The sequence below is a fragment of the Geofilum sp. OHC36d9 genome (genome assembly GCF_052400685.1).
Classification (GTDB): domain Bacteria; phylum Bacteroidota; class Bacteroidia; order Bacteroidales; family Marinilabiliaceae; genus CAZHHH01.
Window position 1 is genome coordinate 401 of the sequence record NZ_JBQTGJ010000005.1, and the last position, 17,065, is coordinate 17,465.

Here is a 17,065-nt window from a genome sequence, read left to right on the forward strand (position 1 = left end):
CGGACTAAGTAAGGGACAACAACCGGACTAAGTAAGGGACAACAACCGGACTAAGTAAGGGACAACAACCGGACTAAGTAAGGGACAACAACCGGACTAAGTAGTGTTTGTCTATAAAGTCAACTACTTCGTTACGCTTGTCATAAAAACAGTCATTTACGAAAAGTAAACTCCTTGATTTTTTATGACTTCGCAAGCCTCGTATTTGAACTTTATATTTCAAACACGTAGTTTATGGACAGACTCTAAGTTAGGGACAACAACCGGACTAAGTAGCGTTTGTCTATAAAGTCAACTACTTCGTTACGCTTGTCATAAAAACAGTCATTTACGAAAAGTAAACTCCTTGATTTTTATGACTTCGCAAGCCTCGTATTTGAACTTTATATTTCAAACACGTAGTTTATGGACAGACTCTAAGTTAGGGACAACCACCGGACTAAGAAACACCTGCTTTTGTAAGAGAATAAAACCGGCATTCAGATAAAATGATCGTCACAAAACAGATCAATCATCACAACAAATAAGCCAGCAACATATTTAACTAAACAAGTGGACGCCAACCACCAACAACAACTACCGGTGACTCATCTGCAATTTACTTCAATTTAGCCATTTCCCTCTTCTTCCAAATTGAACAAATAAGCATTAAACAGGTTTACCAAATTTGCGACAAACGTAAAAACCGGTTTTTAAACAAAATCTAAAACAAATTAAAGATGAAAAATATTTTATTGATCGCGCTCGTATTCAGTACGATGTTTGTATCATGTAAAAACAACAAACAATCAAATTCCGACAAAAAAGTCACCACCATGGAAAATAACAAACAAACGCTAAAAAGTCTTTTGGATGAAAAAAAAGCGGCCTTCGAATTGAACGCAGACAAGACTAAAAAAGAGATCTACAAAAAAGGTATTGACTCGGTGGCAACAAGCGGAATACTTGACAAAGCTCTGAACGTTGGTGACATCGCCCCGAATTTCGTATTGAACAATGCATTGGGACAACCGGTTGAACTGTATGACTATTTAAAAAAAGGGAAAGTAATATTAACATGGTACAGAGGTGGTTGGTGCCCCTACTGCAATTTAACGCTTCAGGAATTACAATCGGAATTACCTGAATTTAAAAAACATGGCGCTAATCTAATCGCTTTAACCCCTGAATTACCCGACAAATCATTGAGCACTTCCGAAAAACATAATTTGAGTTTTGAAGTCCTCAGCGATGTTGGAAATACCGTTGCAAAGCAGTACAACATCGTTTTTAGGCTCACTGATGGCGTTGCTAAAATTTACAATAAATCCTTTGGCCTGAACGAATACAATGGCAATAAAACAAACGAACTCCCATTGGCCGCCACTTATATTATCAATGAAAAGCATCAAATAATATATGCGTTCATGGATGCTGACTATCGCAACAGAGCCGAACCTTCGGAGTTAACGGAAATATTAAAAAAAAGCAGATAACAAAACTAACGCTTTCGATCGTCTGCGTCAACGTGGATAAAATGCAATATTGAAAAGGTTTATAATCAGTTACAACAAACCGCAAGATTCTTTTCATTGGTAAAAGCTTTAAATTTCAGACTTCATAATTAACCTTCCTGCGAATGAGGGCTTAACAAAAAGGGTAAACACACTTCTTTTTCAGAAATAGCATCACTCCAAATTTCATTTTCTGAATCCGCGTAACATATGTTACAGAATTAGTAGTACAAATGGTTGACCTTTGCAATGTTTATATGAAATCAGAAACTTAAAAAATAAACCATGAGTATGTTTTGTTACCAATGTCAGGAAGCTGCAAAAGGAACCGGTTGTACAAAAGTTGGCGTATGCGGGAAACAGGATTCCACCGCAAACCTTCAGGATTTATTGGTGTATGTAACAAAGGGCGTTTCTTTAATTGCTGAAATTGCCAAAAAGAATTCAATAGCTATCGATAAAGCCAACAAGTTTGTCTTCGAAGCACTATTTGTAACCATTACCAATGCAAATTTTGACGATGAAAAAATCACAAATAAAATAATCGAAGGAATTCAGGTTCGCGAAGCATTAAAAACAGAATTAGAACACAAAGGGGTTGAATTACCATCCGATTTGCCCGCCAATGCCACCTGGAAAGCCGAGAACAAAGAGGCTATTGTTGCAAAAAGCATACTGGTTGGGGTTCTGACTGAACAGGATGAAGACATCCGTTCGTTAAAAGAGCTTGTCACCTATGGCTTAAAAGGGATGGCAGCGTATGCTGAACACGCTTACAATTTGGACTGCACCGACGAGAAAGTTTTCGCATTTATGCATAAAGCGTTGGTTGCCATCACAAGAAATGACATAACAACTGCCGAGTTGGTGGCATTGACTTTAGAATGTGGAGAGCATGGCGTAAACGTAATGGCGTTACTCGACAAGGCAAATACCAACACGTATGGTAATCCGGAAATAACAAAAGTAAACATTGGCGTTAGAAACAATCCTGCCATTCTTATCAGTGGTCATGACCTGAAAGACATGGAGGAACTGCTAAAGCAAACAGAAGGAACAGGTGTTGATGTTTACACTCACAGTGAAATGTTACCGGCACACTACTATCCCGCATTCAAAAAATACAAACACTTTGTGGGGAACTACGGCAACGCCTGGTGGAAACAAAAAGAAGAGTTTGAAACCTTCAACGGCCCCGTTCTATTTACAACCAACTGTATTGTTCCTCCCAAAGACAGTTATAAGGACCGAGTTTATACCACCGGAGCATCAGGCTTTAAAGGATGCACTCACATACCGGATAGAAAAAACGGGCTGCCAAAAGATTTCTCGGCTATAATTGAACACGCCAAAAAACTGCCGGCGCCAACGCAAATTGAAACCGGAGAAATAATCGGTGGCTTTGCACATAACCAGATCCTGCAACTGGCCGACAAAATTGTGGATGCCATAAAAACCGGAGCAATCAAAAAATTCTTAGTCATGGCCGGTTGCGATGGCAGGATGAAAGGTCGTGAATACTATACCGAATTTGCAGAGCAACTGCCCCACGATACAGTAATACTTACCGCCGGCTGTGCCAAATACAGGTACAACAAACTGCCGCTGGGTGATATTAACGGCATTCCGCGTGTTTTGGATGCCGGCCAGTGTAACGACTCATACTCCCTGGTTGTTACAGCTCTCAAATTAAAAGAAGTATTCGAGCTAAATGACATCAATGAATTGCCCATAGCTTACAACATTGCATGGTATGAGCAAAAAGCGGTGATTGTTCTTCTGGCCCTTTTATATTTGGGCGTTAAAGACATACACCTCGGCCCCACATTACCGGCATTTTTATCTCCGAATGTAGTTAAGGTATTGGTGGACAACTTTGGAATAGCAGGAATCGGGACGGTGGAAGAAGATCTAAAAATTCATTTAGCCTAGAAATCGGAATTATTATAAACCGCTGCAAATTAATTTTTGCAGCGGTTTTTTGTGCTGTCCGAAAAGTCAGAGAGCTTCATTTTTGAAACTTATAAACCTTGAAAGATGTAAATTGACTGTTGTAAATAGCACTTTTAGTTACCCCTGGGATCGGGACACAACGGAAGCACAGCCATTTTATCCACCTCCAGCAGTGGCATGCCAAACTCTTCGGTAACAGTCCCCAGCACTAGATAAACACCATCCCCCCGGAACGGATATTTTTTGGACACCTGGGGAAAATGCACCGTATCAAAAAAAACGCCCTCGTCGTCCAAAAAAGCACCAAAAAACATCGGTTCGTGTGTCACCGTCCTGACATACTTAATGGTAACCAACTCCCCCACCATACGCACCTTTCGCCCCACATAGTTAAGCATCTGAGAGGCTTTTATCTCACCACGAAAAGACGTTTTCAGCAATTCAAATTTCGTCAACGTCACCGGAAATCCCAAAAGCTCCATTTCATCGTAGGCATCTTCAATCGGTTGTTGCAACAGTTGCGGCAAAGAATAATGACGGCCAGGCAAAGGAAACAACTTAGGCGTAGCCACTTTTTCCTTATCACGCGTCAGATACATGTGAGCTTCCCAGAGCAGTTTTGGCTTATTCAGTCCGGTAAAACGCAACGCGCCCACCCTGATGAGCAGCAAAATCTGCTCGCGTCCAATACCTGTCCGCACAATTAAATCCTCCAACCCTTTAAAGTCGCCATGTATACGTCTTTCATCCACAATGTTTAAAGCCAGCTGTTGTTCCAAATCCCGAATAAAAATCAGCCCCAGATAAATATCTTTGCCCTGTATCGACGTCAGATAATCGCTTCGGTTAACGCAGGGCAAATGAACCGTGCCGCCCTGCCGACGAGCCTCGTGCACATATACCCACGACGCATAAAAACCGCCAAAATTATTGATCACAGCAACCATAAATTCCAACGGATAATGGGCCTTTAGGTACAGACTCTGAAAACTCTCAACCGCATACGACGCTGAATGCGCCTTGGAAAAAGAGTAACCGGCAAATGATTTTATCTGTCGCCACACCTCTTTGGTCAATTCATCGGGATATCCTCTTTCGCGACAATTATTAAAAAAACGATCCACAATAACCTGAAACTCTGACGGGGACCGATACTTTCCACTCATAGCGCGTCGCAACACATCGGCATCGGCCAGATCCAAACCGGCAAAATGATGACACACTTTGATAACATCCTCCTGATATACCATAACACCATAAGTCTCCTTCAACTGCTGCTCCATAACAGGATGAGCATAACTAAACTTATCGGGATTATGAAACCGGTAGATATACTCACGCATCATACCCGAACCTGCCACACCCGGCCGTATAATTGAGCTGGCCGCCACCAGCGTGAGGTAATTATCACACCGCAACTTTGTCAACAAGCCACGGGTTGCCGGACTTTCAATATAAAAACAACCTATCGTTTCGCCCGCCCGCAATAATTGTTTAACGCGAGGGTCTTGCTTAAACCGTTCCACATCGTGTACATCAATTGTCTCGTCACAATTTTGCTGTACAATCGTCGCACAATCTTTGATATGCCCGATACCCCGCTGCGAAAGAATATCCAATTTATCAAACCGGATACTTTCAGCGGCATACATATCCATCTGAGCCGTAGGCAGTCCTTTGGGAGGTAACTCCACCACCGTATAATCGGTAATTGGGGCATCGGAGATAAGCACACCACCGGCATGGATAGACCGTGAATTGGGAAAGTTACTGATCACTTCGGCCACAGAAAAGATCTGAGCCGCTATTTCATTGTTTCGATAGTCCCCACCCGGTCTGGAGAGCATCTCAATTTCCTCAACCGGCAACCCATACACTTTACCGAGCTCACGCACCGTCGAACGCTTTTGAAATGTCACAATGGCACCAAGTAATGCCACATGATCCGGACCAAAACGCTCAAAAATATAACGTTGCACCGTTTCCCTGTCGCGCCACGAAAAATCAATATCAAAATCAGGCGGTGATGATCGTTTCGGATTCAAAAAACGCTCAAAATAAAGATCAAGACCGATGGGATCAACATCCGTAATCTGCAAACAATAAGCCACCACACTATTGGCGCCACTCCCGCGACCTACGTGATAGAAACTCTGCGACAGAGCAAACTGCACAATATCCCAGGTTATAAGAAAATAAGCCGCAAAACCCATCTGAAAAATAATATTCAACTCCTTATCAACACGCTGCTTTGCCTCAACCTGATCAACACCATAGCGCCGCTCACAACCCTCTCTGGCCAATCGCCGTAGCAATTGAGCATCGCCATCGCTACTGCCGGTATAACTTTTCCGATTTTTAACGGTCGTAAAATCTATATCCAGAGAACATTGCTTAAGTAAATCATCCGTTTGACTCAATATAAAGGAGAAAGAACTAAAACCTTCCTGCAATTTCAGAGGAGGCACCAGCCAGTCAAACGGTGAAGCAACTTCTGTATCCTTGAGATGGGAAAGAAGCACATTCCGGTCGATGGCCCGTAAATGACGATGCACCTCCCACCCCTGCCGGGAAGTAAAAACCACCGGCTGCCACACAACCAGACGATGCCGTGGCAGGTTTTTAGACGTTGTAACCAAACGGTTTAACTGATGATGACGAATACCAATAAATTCATTTTCGCGCAGGACTGTGGGTATGTTACCATCAAAAGGATAAATCACAAAAGCCGATTCGAACAAGGGCGCAAAAAAAGGTAACCGTAACTTTGCCAATCTGTGACGCGTTAAGAACCGGTTTAATTCGCCAAACCCATCTATATTACGGGCAATACCCGTATACAGCAACCGGCCATCCTCACGAAACTCGATCCCGACCACCGGCGTAATGCCTGCCTGCCGGCAAGCCTGAACAAAATCGTAAACACCCGAACTGCTGTTTATATCGGTCAATACCAACACTTCAATTCCCATCGTTGCTGCCCGCGAAACCAATTCTCCGGGCGACAAAACCCCATACCTCAAACTATGAAATGTATGACAATTAAGATACATGATTAAATTATAATCTATATTAGACATATAATTTAATCATTTAATTTATGCCAGCAAGGAAACCCTATTATTTTTATCAGGCTCACTTTCAAAAAATACTCATTTGCGACGACAAATAAAGCCTTTGAAAGCAAACGTAACACAGAAGTTAAACTTCATAAACAGCCATTGATTAATTACCGGCTACCCAAAAAAAAATCAGGATTTCATGACGCATGAAATCCTGATAAATTAAAATATTCATAAAACAACACTCTTCAACAAACAGCACTGTTACATTCCGGCTGAATCTTACGTCAAACCAGACATTGAAAACAAACAGTACGCAAAAATCAGATTTTATAAACAAACTCTATTTAACCTGCGTGCCGCATTATTCATTACAGAAGCAAAACAGCAGTTTATGCCCCGCCATTATTACCATACTGTTTGCGCTTTCCGCCACCCTGACCGCCGCCGGCTTTACGACGTAAACCCAGACCCTGTCCAATACGGACACCACTCTTTTTTTCGGAATTGTTTTTACAATTTCCTAAACCCCGACCGGTAGCGCTTCCGCGACCTTCCGGTCCTTTACCATCCATTCCCGGCATAATAAATTATTTTAAGTTAAAACAACAAATGACAGCTACAATTAACCGCACTGACAGAACAAATTTACACAATTAAATGAACTATTGTTCACTTTATTGATATTTTTTTTATCCGACAAGAACTTGCGTACCTGTTTTAACCTGTTCAAATTTAAAAACTTGCCAAAAAGCACTTAACGCCGGCAGCGCGGTACAATGCGAAGGTAAAACCATGTCCACCTTTTCCCTTTGTAGGTATTCAATGGTAAGTTGGGTTTGCTTATTATCCGCTTTCAAATGAAACCCCCCCATTACACCTTTAATTCGATGAACTCCCGTTACCTTTTTGGCATATTCAAGCGTATTTACAACACCCGAATGGCCACAACCAGTCAACACAAACAAGCCATCCTCAACAACAATAGCCAAAGCACTGTCGTCGGCCACAAAGTCGGGCGACCCATCAGCCAAAACAAAAGGCGTTGTTTGTGACTCAAAATCAGTGACACGCGGGATCTCCCCCAAAAACCACATCCGATCGGTTAATTGTAAAGGTTCACGTGCCGTTTCAAGACGAAACGATTTCCTTATTTCCGAACCGGTCATCGGTAATCCAATGTACGAATGATCTTTTCCCCTAAAATGGCCGGAAAAACAGTCGGGATGACAAATCAACCGTTGACCCTTAACATGCGATAATCCGCCACCATGATCATAATGGCCATGACTCAGTACCACGCCATCCACCTGGCTAACATCAAACCCCAATTGGGAGGCATTTTTCACAAACAAACCCGAAGCGCCCGTATCAAACAACCATCGGGTATCGCTATAAGCATCCTCTATAAAACAAGAAAAGCCATGTTCGGCCAACATTCCAGAGCCGACCGTGTTATCAATTAAAACGGTTATTTTTATCATATCTGATTTCTATCGTTAAAAAAAAATACAAAACCGGTAAAACCATCAACCAATTTGTTCGAATACCTTCCCCGTTGATTAAATCAATTTCACGTATTGATATTTGCGCTTTACCAAAGGTTTAAAGGTAAAAATATTTTCCAAAATGAACTATTGCTCATTTTAATTAACCAAATTCCTGACTTGATGAACAGACTTTAAATTTTAAAACAAGAGCTACCAAATATCTGTATCAAAAACCAAAATACAAGTAAAAGACGACACAAAAAATATCTAAATCACAGCAATCACTAAGAAAAATAAAAATTACTAAATTTACAGTCATTGAAAGCCTGACAAAACAGAAACGGGTGAACGAAAACACACCAAAATTGTTAAAATACCCGTACGAAGGTTCCATTCAATCGCAACCTTTATAATAATCAAAAAAAAAGATTTGATATCAATATGAAAAAACCAAACAATCATTTATTAGTCATATTTGGAGCTTCGGGTGATCTGACCTACCGCAAGCTTATTCCATCGGTATTTGATTTATACACTCAAAATTTATTGCCGGATCACTTTGGCATTTTAGGCCTGGGACGTACTAAAATATCAGATGCTGATTTCAGAGCCAAAATGTCTGAGGGTATTGATCGATTTGCAAGCACCAAAGCAAAAGACAAAGCCCATCGGGATAAATTTCTTAACTGTCTTTACTATTATGCATTCAACACCAAAGAAGAGAGTGAATACAAAGGCTTAAAAGACAAAATTACCGATCTTAATTCAGCCTTAAAAACTGAAAACAATTACACATTCTATCTGGCTACACCCCCAAGCATGTATCCGATTATTCCGCAGTACATTGCAAAACAGGGACTCAACGACGAGCGCGATGGATTTAAGCGTCTGATTGTTGAGAAGCCATTTGGTTACGATCTGGAAAGTGCACACCAGCTAAATAAGGATCTGCAAAAAGTTTTTAACGAAGAACAGATTTATCGCATCGACCATTATCTGGGTAAAGAGACGGTACAAAATCTGTTGGTGACTCGTTTTTCCAATGGCATTTTCGAGCCGCTTTGGAACCGCAATTACATTCATCATGTAGAAATCACTTCGGCAGAAGAGATAGGCGTAGGCAGTAGAGGCGGTTATTACGAAGGATCCGGCGCCCTTCGCGACATGGTTCAGAATCACCTGCTTCTGTTGGCCTCACTGGTGGCCATGGAACCTCCAACACTTATCAGCGCCGACAGTATTCGTGACGAAATAGTAAAAGTACTGCAATCGCTTCGCCCCATCCCCGAAGATAAAGTGGAAGAATTTGTCCTCAGAGGACAGTACACCGCATCCGAAATAAAAGGAAAAACCATGAAGGCATATCGCGAAGAAGAAGGTGTAAACCCAAAATCGCGCACCGAGACCTTTGTGGCCATGAAATTTTTTATTGATAACTGGCGCTGGGCCGGCGTACCATTCTATATCAGAACCGGGAAAAGCTTACCAACCCGTGTCACTGAAATTGTCATTCATTTTCAAAGCACGCCCCATCACATTTTCTCCGACGACAAAAACATTATGCGTCAACAAAACCAATTAGTTATACGCATTCAACCCGACGAAGGCTTGCTGCTGAAATTCGGGATGAAAGTACCGGGGGCCGGTTTTAATGTACAGGATGTCAATATGGATTTTCACTATTCCGATTTAAACGACACCTATCTGCCCAGTGCCTACGAAAGGCTTTTACTTGATTGTATGCTAGGCGATGCAACGCTATATTCGCGTGGCGACGCCGTTGAAGCGGCCTGGAAATTCGTTACCCCCATACTAAATGCCTGGAAAAAGAGACCATGCATAAAGGTTCATGGTTACCCGGCAGGCACCTGGGGACCCGATGTGTCAGACCAACTCATCGAAGGAGCACAAACCTGGCGCTATCCCTGCAAAAATTTGACCGGCGATGGTGAATACTGTGAACTGTAACGACTAACATCAAAAACATATTTAAAACGGTTAAAAAAAAGTGATCACTGAATAAAAACACTTTAAAAACCGGCGATTTAAATAGTGTTTGTCTATAAAGTCAACTTCTGCGTTATGCTTGTCATAAAAACAGTCATTTACGAAAAATAAACTCCTTGATTTTCATGACTTCACAAGCCTTGAATTTGAACTTTATATTTTAAACACTTAGTTTAAGGACAGACTCAAAATAGTCTGTTGCTAAGTTTTTGAACACAAAAAATTAGAGTAAAAAAACATAACGTACCAGATATGGAGACCAATGTATTCGCAGACAAATTAGAATTAGCAAGATTCTTTGGCAATTATGTTGCTGAACTATCAAAACAACAAAAACAAGTCAACATAGCCCTTTCGGGTGGCAGCACGCCACAAATCATTTTCGATGTTTTGGCAGAAGAATATGCAGAAAAAATAAACTGGCAAACACTGCGTTTTTTTTGGAGTGATGAGCGTTGCGTGGCACCATCGCATCAGGATAGTAACTATCGTATGGCTGAGCGGCATCTGTTCAGCCATATAGATGTACCTGAGCACAACATCTTCAGAATAAAAGGAGAATTAACCCCTGAAGCCGCATGTGACGACTATATCCATACCATCAAAAAAGAAGTCACGATGACAGAGAAATGGCCTGTATTTGACCTTATGCTGTTGGGCATGGGGGACGACGGACATACCGCATCCATTTTCCCCTATCAAATAAAACTATGGAATTCATCGCAAATATGCGAAACAGGCACCCACCCCATTTCTGGCCAAAAACGCATTACCTTAACCGGCGGCGTAATTAATCACTCAAAAAAGATCTTTTTTTTGGTGACCGGCGCTAATAAAGCAGAAAAAGTCAGAGAAATAATCAACAAAACCGGGGCCTACACCGACTACCCTGCTTCGAAAACAGACCCCGCGAAAACCTTATGGTTACTCGACAAACCTGCCGCACAGCTTCTTAATAAATAACGTCAGCAAGAAGATCATTTCCGAGAGGAAACTCACTTTTTAAATGTCGAAACAAATCTATTTGGAAGAGGGCAAATGGAAAGCGGACAGGTAATTTCATCCGACCCAGGAATATAAAATTTTACGCAGACGGAAACCTTTTTTCTAAAGGTTTCTTGCCTGATCCGCATTTTTTTAAGCTAACACTATAAACCTAAAAAAAACGAAATATCAAGCCTGCCTTCACCATGTTGAACTTTGTGGAATCAAAATAATTAAAATACGAAAATCCAACCATCGGTGCCAGACGAAACTTACCGGAGTGTAATATTTCATAATCGGAGGAAAAATCAGATTCCTGTCTGTACCGATTGCCCAGATTTGTGTTCTGACTCCAACGGTAATGTGCTTTTAAGGTAAGACGTCGTTTTAGTAAACACCAATCAAAACCGACATTCTGATCGAGATACGATTTTGAAGGCGAAAACACATGGCTAAAACCAATGCCATATTCAAATTTCAGATTTTTCACCGGCACCCTAAGCACCAGCACCTGCCAGTCAAAAACATCTAAAACACCGGTAACATCACGAGTACTTGCATATCTGACTTCAGAAGCAAACAGGCCATGATTCAATCGCAACGAAGGGACTAATGCTGTTGTTCTGGTATTAAAATCAAAGCCGGCATTCAGAGCACCTTCAAACGAAAATGTCTCAGGATAATCAGATTGCCGGTAACGCATGGCTTGCTGACCGGCATTCAAACCCATATATATACCTTGAAAAGTATAATAAAACAAAGCTTCTGCAATAAAAGCACCACAACCCCCATCCCAATCTGGTTTATCAAATCCACCTCCGCCTGAATACGACCTGGATTCAGACTTTAATGCAGACCCTGCATCATTTCTATCTTGTGCCACCTTTGAACGAACATCTCTAACCTGACCGCTCACATAAAAAACAAAACAAAAGAAAATTATCAGGCTTGTAAAAAATTTCATTTTAGCTGGGGAAAAATATAACAATACATCTTAGCGTTCAATTCCTATGCCATATTTTTCCCAAATCAGTCATCAAAAATCTCGTCCAAATCATTAATTGCCTATAAATCAAGACCGGATTATTGGAATAAAGAAAAAAACAACTTACATTTAGTTCACGACAAAAAACGACCTATGAGGCCATTCATTCTATCAATAATTCTATTTATTATATGTCAAACAAGCCCGCTGTCGGGACAAATAATTAGCGATAGCATCAAAGATGTGGTGCTTATCAATTCATATGATCCTTCCTTTCAGTGGACCAATGAAATAACTCAGAGCGTCAGTAAAACTCTTACCGAAGAGAATGACTTCCGACTCTCAGTTGAATACATGGACAGCAAACGTTTTTTTCACTCCTATCAGGAAGATGCCTTCTTTCGTTACCTTAAAGAAAAATATCGGAATATCTCGATTGATGGCATCATTTGTAGCGACAACAGAGCTTTTGAATTTGTCTTAAATCATGGTTCGGAGATATGGGGACAAAAATCAATTGCCTTTTGTGGGGTTAATGATCTATCAAAATTCCAGGTAGATACCATGCGCGTAAAAGGCGTAAAAGAAGATATTAACTATGGTAAAACAATAGAACTAATACAACAATTACAGCCTGAGCTGGAAAACCTTCTGGTAATATCCGACTCATCGCAAATGGGACAACTATTCATGAATCAGTTCATCGAAGTGGCCCAAAAAAGCTACCGCAATCTGGTATTCACGCCTATTTATGTCAACTCTCCACAACAGCTACAGCAGACGCTGGAAAATTTCGATCCCAAAAACAAAGCCATTTACCTGCTCAGCCTCTATTTGCAGCGCGACGGCATCGCACTACAAATGTCAACCGAAAGCAATATCTTGTCACAATATCTTGATGTTCCGATATACAGCAACTGGAATTTTTTGTTAAACAATATCATTCTGGGTGGCATCATTATATGCGGCAACGATCAGGGACGGGAAGCTGCCCTGATAATGAAAGAGATGCTTGAAAATACATCTGCATCAAGACCATTCCTCTCCAATGGGAAGGAAAAAACCGTCCTTAACTATAGCAAGTTTGTTCGTCATCAACTTGATATCAGTTTAATACCACCCGGCACAACATTCATCAACAAACCACCAACATTCATTGAAAAATACAAAACTAGTTTACTGATTCTGAGTGGTGTGATATCGGCTTTTCTTCTCATAATATTTTTGCTGGCACGAATTATTGCAATACGACGTTTTGCAGAAACGGAACTTAAAAAAAGCGAGCGACGTCTTGAGATGGCTCTTGACGGAGCCAGTATAGGACTTTGGGATTTTAATTTCACGACCGGGCATATATTCTTAACAGGAAAAGTAGCCAGACTGTTAGGATACGAATCGCTTGACGACATTCATATTGACATAGATTCATGGCCCGCAGCCATCCACCCTGAAGATATTGATCAGATAAAAGAAGCCTATGCATTACATCAATCAGGCTTTACCGAAATATTTAGTGGAGAGTTACGTTTAAGAACGTCTAATGGACAATACCGATGGTTTTCGTTACATGGCATGATAACCGAACGTAAGGATCAATACGCAGTGCGGGTCCTGGGTGTAATAATGGACATAAATAACCAAAAACAATTTGAAGAAGAGCTAAAAAAAGCAAAACAAAGAGCCGAAGAAAGCGACCGACTCAAATCGGCCTTTTTGGCCAACATGTCGCACGAAATACGAACCCCCATGAACGCCATTCTGGGATTCTCAGATGTACTGATCCATCAATCTATTCCTGAAGCAGAAACCAAACGCTATCTCCATCTGATACGATCGAGCGGAGAAAGCCTGTTAGCTTTGATTAACGACATTATCGACATTTCGAAAATGGAATCAGGGCAAACCACACTCTCTCCAGAAATATTTGACCTTCAAGCGCTGCTCGATCGAATAACACTGGTTGCCAATACTCTAATAGACAAAAATAAACGGGACCATCTGACATTTAGATTAATCAAGGGTAGCCCACGTGCAACCTATATGGTTTTTGCTGATCCATATCGACTGGAACAAATATTGAACAACCTCATCAGCAACGCCATTAAATACACTCAGGAGGGTATTATTGAGTTAAGTTATCACATTTTGGACAGCAGAAATATAACATTTATAGTGTCAGATACCGGTCGTGGCATTGCCCCTGAAAACCATCAATTAATTTTTGAACGGTTTAAGCAGGTTAAACGAGAAACGGGAGATGTAACAGGTGGAACAGGGTTGGGCCTTTCCATCACAAAAAATTTGATAAACCTGATGAAAGGTGATATTCGTGTTGTGTCACAGCTGAATAAAGGCGCACAATTCATCTTCACAATACCGTGCCCGCCGTCTGATTAATTAGGATCATCGTTGGCTTCTTTCAGTTTTTTGGGTATAAGTAACGATTCCAGCCGACCGGTATTCACATTAATATCGTGCCAGTCAGATAATGAAAAAGAGATGACAGCCGAAGCGGTTGTGGGAAAACGTTCTGGCCTGACATTACTTAAATGCATGGTTAACATTGCCATGTCGGGATTATGCCCAACCACCAGCAAGGTTTTTGCTTCTCCGGCAAGTTCGGCCAAACCATCAAGCATCCCTGCAGTGGTATCACCGTCGTACAAAAAACGAGCTGAGACAATATCGTCTTCCCGGAAATCAAATACACCGGCAAAAACAGTGGCCGTTTGCCAGGCTCTGGCAGCTGGGCTGGCTATTATTTTGTCAGGCCGATAACCACTTTTCTGAAGTGTTTCAGCCACCAAACGGGCATCACTCCATCCTCTTTTTTTCAATTTCCGCTGAAAATCAGACCCGGCATCAGTCAAAGGCTCTGTCTTAGCGTGTCGCACTAAAATTAATTTTAACATACTACTCGTTTCTAGTAAAAAAATCACAGGATCTGTTTACCCGATTCAAACATTTTATAGGTCTCCCACTGAGAACGAACCGGCAAACCATTTCCTGGTATAACACAATTCTCAAGGTGTTCATTTATAATTCGGGCTTTAACATTATCCTTTAGCTGAAAATCCAAAATTTTAAAGACTTCAGCGCGTAATTCCGGTTCTTCAATCGGGAAAGCAATTTCAATACGCCGGTTAATATTACGGTTCATCCAATCGGCCGAGGTCATAAACAACTCCCGTCGCTCGCCTTCGCCAAAAACCCAAACTCGTGAATGCTCCAAATAACTATCAACAATTCGAATGATTCTGATATTACGGCTAAAAGGCTGATTTGGAACCACACTGCAAATACCACGGATGATCAAATCAATCTTAACACCTGCTTCGCTTGCCTCATACAATTTATTAATGAACACCTTATTTTGAATCCCATTCATTTTCAAAAGCATATAACCAAATCCCCCCTTTCGGGCGATATCAATTTCCCGATCAATTTTTGATGCTAATACATTTTTAAAATTAAACTGAGTAACCATCAATTTTTTAAACGAAATATTTAATTGCTGGTTTTCAAAATATTCGAACAACTCTTCAAGATCATATAAAAAAGGTTCTTTACAAGTAAAATAACCGTAATCGGAATACAAGCGGGCCGTTTTCTCATTAAAGTTCCCAGTGCTCAGATAAGCATACGAACGTTTACGAACACCACCGGCACGACGAATCACCAGCGCCATTTTTGCATGAACCTTAAGGCCTGGCAAGCTATAAATAATACGTACACCGGCTTCTTCCATAAGTCGGGCCAGATTAAGATTATTCTCTTCATCGAACCGGGCTTTCACCTCCACAAATACAGTAACACGTTTGCCATTACGAGCAGCACTTATCAGAGCGTTCACAACAGCTGAATTGGTCGCCACCCGATATTGCGTGACCTTTATCTCTTCCACTTTTGGGTCAGAAGAGGCCTCATTTAAAAACCGCAAGACATAATCAAACGACTCATACGGGAAATGCAGCAAACGATCTTTATCCTTAATAGCAGCAAACATGGAGCCGTAATTATCAAGCTCTGACGAATGCAACGGAGCAGGTAAATTAAGCTGCAAACGCGGCGCAAACGGATTGGGAAAAGAAAAAAAGTGTTGAAAACTCAAATAACGTTCGCCGGCCAGCAAATCCTCCTTATATAATCCAAAGGTATCCTTCAGCACATGCAGAAAATCATCGGGCATATCCCTGTCGTAGGTAAAAAGTGTTGGTTCCCCCACTTTGCGCAGACCAATATTACGACGAATTTTCTCAACCAAATCACCGCTAAATTCATCCTCTATGCCTAAATCAGCATCACGCAACAGCTTGATGCAATAACTCGACTCAACATCGTACCCGGGGAATAATTCCTGCAGATTAAAACGCACCAAGTCATCTAAAAACAAAAAATGATATTGATTATTACTGTCCGGCAAACGGATAAACCGAGGTAAATCGTTGGTTGGCAGTTTCACAATAGCATAGCGCGCCCTACGTCGCTTCAGTCTTTCTTCATCCTTGGTATTCTTCTTCCGGTAGAGTCGAATTGCTAGATATAGTCGATTATCTCTCAAAAAAGAGCGGGTTCCTTTTGTTAAAAGAACAGGTTGCAAATAGGGAATAACTTCGTCGTAAAAATAATTTCTTATAAATTTTTGGTGTTCGGGACTCGACGGCACTTCACCCTGATACAGCATCAGGCCTTCTTTATATAGCCCCGCCAGTATTTCGTTATGAAAAATACGACTAAACTCACGCAATTGTTGATCAACAATGGCATTAATCTGCTTTAGTACTTTAACAGGCGAAGACCCCTGAATGCCTTCCAGCTCCTCAGGATCGAAATTATATTTGTATTCGGCAACCCGAACTTTATAAAATTCGTCTAAATTGGAAGAATAAATAGCTAAAAATTTCAACCGCTCGTATAAGGGCAATTTAGGATCGGCGGCTTCTTCAAGCACCCTGTAATTAAAAGATAACCAACTTATATCCCGATTAAAATATTTAGGCAAATGGAGCATAATCAACACTTTATTGAATGGAGGAAACTTCACGTACAACTCTATGAGCTCAATACCCTAAAATATTAAAAAAAGAGGAC

The 17,065-nt window shown here is 41.1% G+C and carries 11 protein-coding genes; 5 read left to right on the top strand and 6 right to left on the bottom strand.

Annotated elements, in window-relative coordinates; translation table 11 throughout:
- Positions 1-719: 719 nt before the first annotated feature.
- Together ACT3CD_RS07380 and hcp are read left to right on the top strand one after the other, a co-directional pair.
- A complete protein-coding gene (locus ACT3CD_RS07380) occupies positions 720-1,475 on the top strand; it encodes a peroxiredoxin-like family protein (protein ID WP_444644379.1) in 756 nt (251 codons plus the stop codon).
- 303 nt (positions 1,476-1,778) lie between these two features.
- Positions 1,779-3,425 carry a hydroxylamine reductase gene (gene hcp / locus ACT3CD_RS07385; protein ID WP_444644381.1) on the top strand — a complete coding sequence of 549 codons (1,647 nt, stop codon included), beginning with the start codon at positions 1,779-1,781 and terminating at the stop codon, positions 3,423-3,425.
- Between the two features lie 134 nt (positions 3,426-3,559).
- On the opposite strand, the gene ACT3CD_RS07390 is transcribed toward hcp, so the two are convergent.
- The 3 genes from ACT3CD_RS07390 to ACT3CD_RS07400 form a co-directional block, all read right to left on the bottom strand.
- Positions 3,560-6,526, bottom strand: coding sequence for a DNA polymerase III subunit alpha (locus tag ACT3CD_RS07390; protein ID WP_444644383.1), 2,967 nt, complete (start codon positions 6,524-6,526; stop codon positions 3,560-3,562).
- A gap of 374 nt (positions 6,527-6,900) precedes the next feature.
- Complete coding sequence (locus ACT3CD_RS07395) at positions 6,901-7,092, bottom strand: DUF5320 domain-containing protein (protein ID WP_444644384.1); 192 nt, start codon at positions 7,090-7,092, stop codon at positions 6,901-6,903.
- Positions 7,093-7,200: 108 nt separating this feature from the next.
- Complete coding sequence (locus ACT3CD_RS07400) at positions 7,201-7,992, bottom strand: MBL fold metallo-hydrolase (RefSeq protein WP_444644386.1); 792 nt, start codon at positions 7,990-7,992, stop codon at positions 7,201-7,203.
- A gap of 447 nt (positions 7,993-8,439) precedes the next feature.
- Between ACT3CD_RS07400 and zwf the strand changes: the two genes are divergently transcribed.
- Positions 8,440-9,966, top strand: a complete 1,527-nt coding sequence (gene zwf, locus ACT3CD_RS07405; protein WP_444644388.1) for a glucose-6-phosphate dehydrogenase — start codon at positions 8,440-8,442, stop codon at positions 9,964-9,966.
- A gap of 291 nt (positions 9,967-10,257) precedes the next feature.
- A complete protein-coding gene (gene pgl / locus ACT3CD_RS07410) occupies positions 10,258-10,968 on the top strand; it encodes a 6-phosphogluconolactonase (RefSeq protein ID WP_444644390.1) in 711 nt (236 codons plus the stop codon).
- Positions 10,969-11,161: 193 nt separating this feature from the next.
- On the opposite strand, the gene ACT3CD_RS07415 is transcribed toward pgl, so the two are convergent.
- Entirely contained in the window at positions 11,162-11,953 is a 792-nt protein-coding gene (locus tag ACT3CD_RS07415) for a hypothetical protein (protein ID WP_444644392.1), read from the bottom strand.
- 174 nt (positions 11,954-12,127) lie between these two features.
- Between ACT3CD_RS07415 and ACT3CD_RS07420 the strand changes: the two genes are divergently transcribed.
- A complete protein-coding gene (locus ACT3CD_RS07420; RefSeq protein WP_444644394.1) occupies positions 12,128-14,371 on the top strand; it encodes a sensor histidine kinase in 2,244 nt (747 codons plus the stop codon).
- Here ACT3CD_RS07420 and ACT3CD_RS07425 read toward each other — a convergent pair.
- Together ACT3CD_RS07425 and ppk1 are read right to left on the bottom strand one after the other, a co-directional pair.
- A complete protein-coding gene (locus ACT3CD_RS07425) occupies positions 14,368-14,886 on the bottom strand; it encodes a SixA phosphatase family protein (RefSeq protein ID WP_444644396.1) in 519 nt (172 codons plus the stop codon). The genes ACT3CD_RS07420 and ACT3CD_RS07425 overlap by 4 nt on opposite strands.
- A gap of 23 nt (positions 14,887-14,909) precedes the next feature.
- Positions 14,910-16,985, bottom strand: coding sequence for a polyphosphate kinase 1 (ppk1, locus tag ACT3CD_RS07430; protein ID WP_444644398.1), 2,076 nt, complete (start codon positions 16,983-16,985; stop codon positions 14,910-14,912).
- Between the last annotated feature and the right edge of the window lie 80 nt (positions 16,986-17,065).

What these genes read in the sequence shown, in the direction of transcription:
- ACT3CD_RS07380 (WP_444644379.1), top strand. Translation starts at nt 720, where the DNA reads ATGAAAAATATTTTATTGATCGCGCTCGTATTCAGTACGATGTTTGTA.
- hcp (WP_444644381.1), top strand. Translation starts at nt 1,779, where the DNA reads ATGAGTATGTTTTGTTACCAATGTCAGGAAGCTGCAAAAGGAACCGGT.
- ACT3CD_RS07390 (WP_444644383.1), bottom strand. Translation starts at nt 6,526, where the DNA reads ATGTCTAATATAGATTATAATTTAATCATGTATCTTAATTGTCATACA.
- ACT3CD_RS07395 (WP_444644384.1), bottom strand. Translation starts at nt 7,092, where the DNA reads ATGCCGGGAATGGATGGTAAAGGACCGGAAGGTCGCGGAAGCGCTACC.
- ACT3CD_RS07400 (WP_444644386.1), bottom strand. Translation starts at nt 7,992, where the DNA reads ATGATAAAAATAACCGTTTTAATTGATAACACGGTCGGCTCTGGAATG.
- zwf (WP_444644388.1), top strand. Translation starts at nt 8,440, where the DNA reads ATGAAAAAACCAAACAATCATTTATTAGTCATATTTGGAGCTTCGGGT.
- pgl (WP_444644390.1), top strand. Translation starts at nt 10,258, where the DNA reads ATGGAGACCAATGTATTCGCAGACAAATTAGAATTAGCAAGATTCTTT.
- ACT3CD_RS07415 (WP_444644392.1), bottom strand. Translation starts at nt 11,953, where the DNA reads ATGAAATTTTTTACAAGCCTGATAATTTTCTTTTGTTTTGTTTTTTAT.
- ACT3CD_RS07420 (WP_444644394.1), top strand. Translation starts at nt 12,128, where the DNA reads ATGAGGCCATTCATTCTATCAATAATTCTATTTATTATATGTCAAACA.
- ACT3CD_RS07425 (WP_444644396.1), bottom strand. Translation starts at nt 14,886, where the DNA reads ATGTTAAAATTAATTTTAGTGCGACACGCTAAGACAGAGCCTTTGACT.
- ppk1 (WP_444644398.1), bottom strand. Translation starts at nt 16,985, where the DNA reads ATGCTCCATTTGCCTAAATATTTTAATCGGGATATAAGTTGGTTATCT.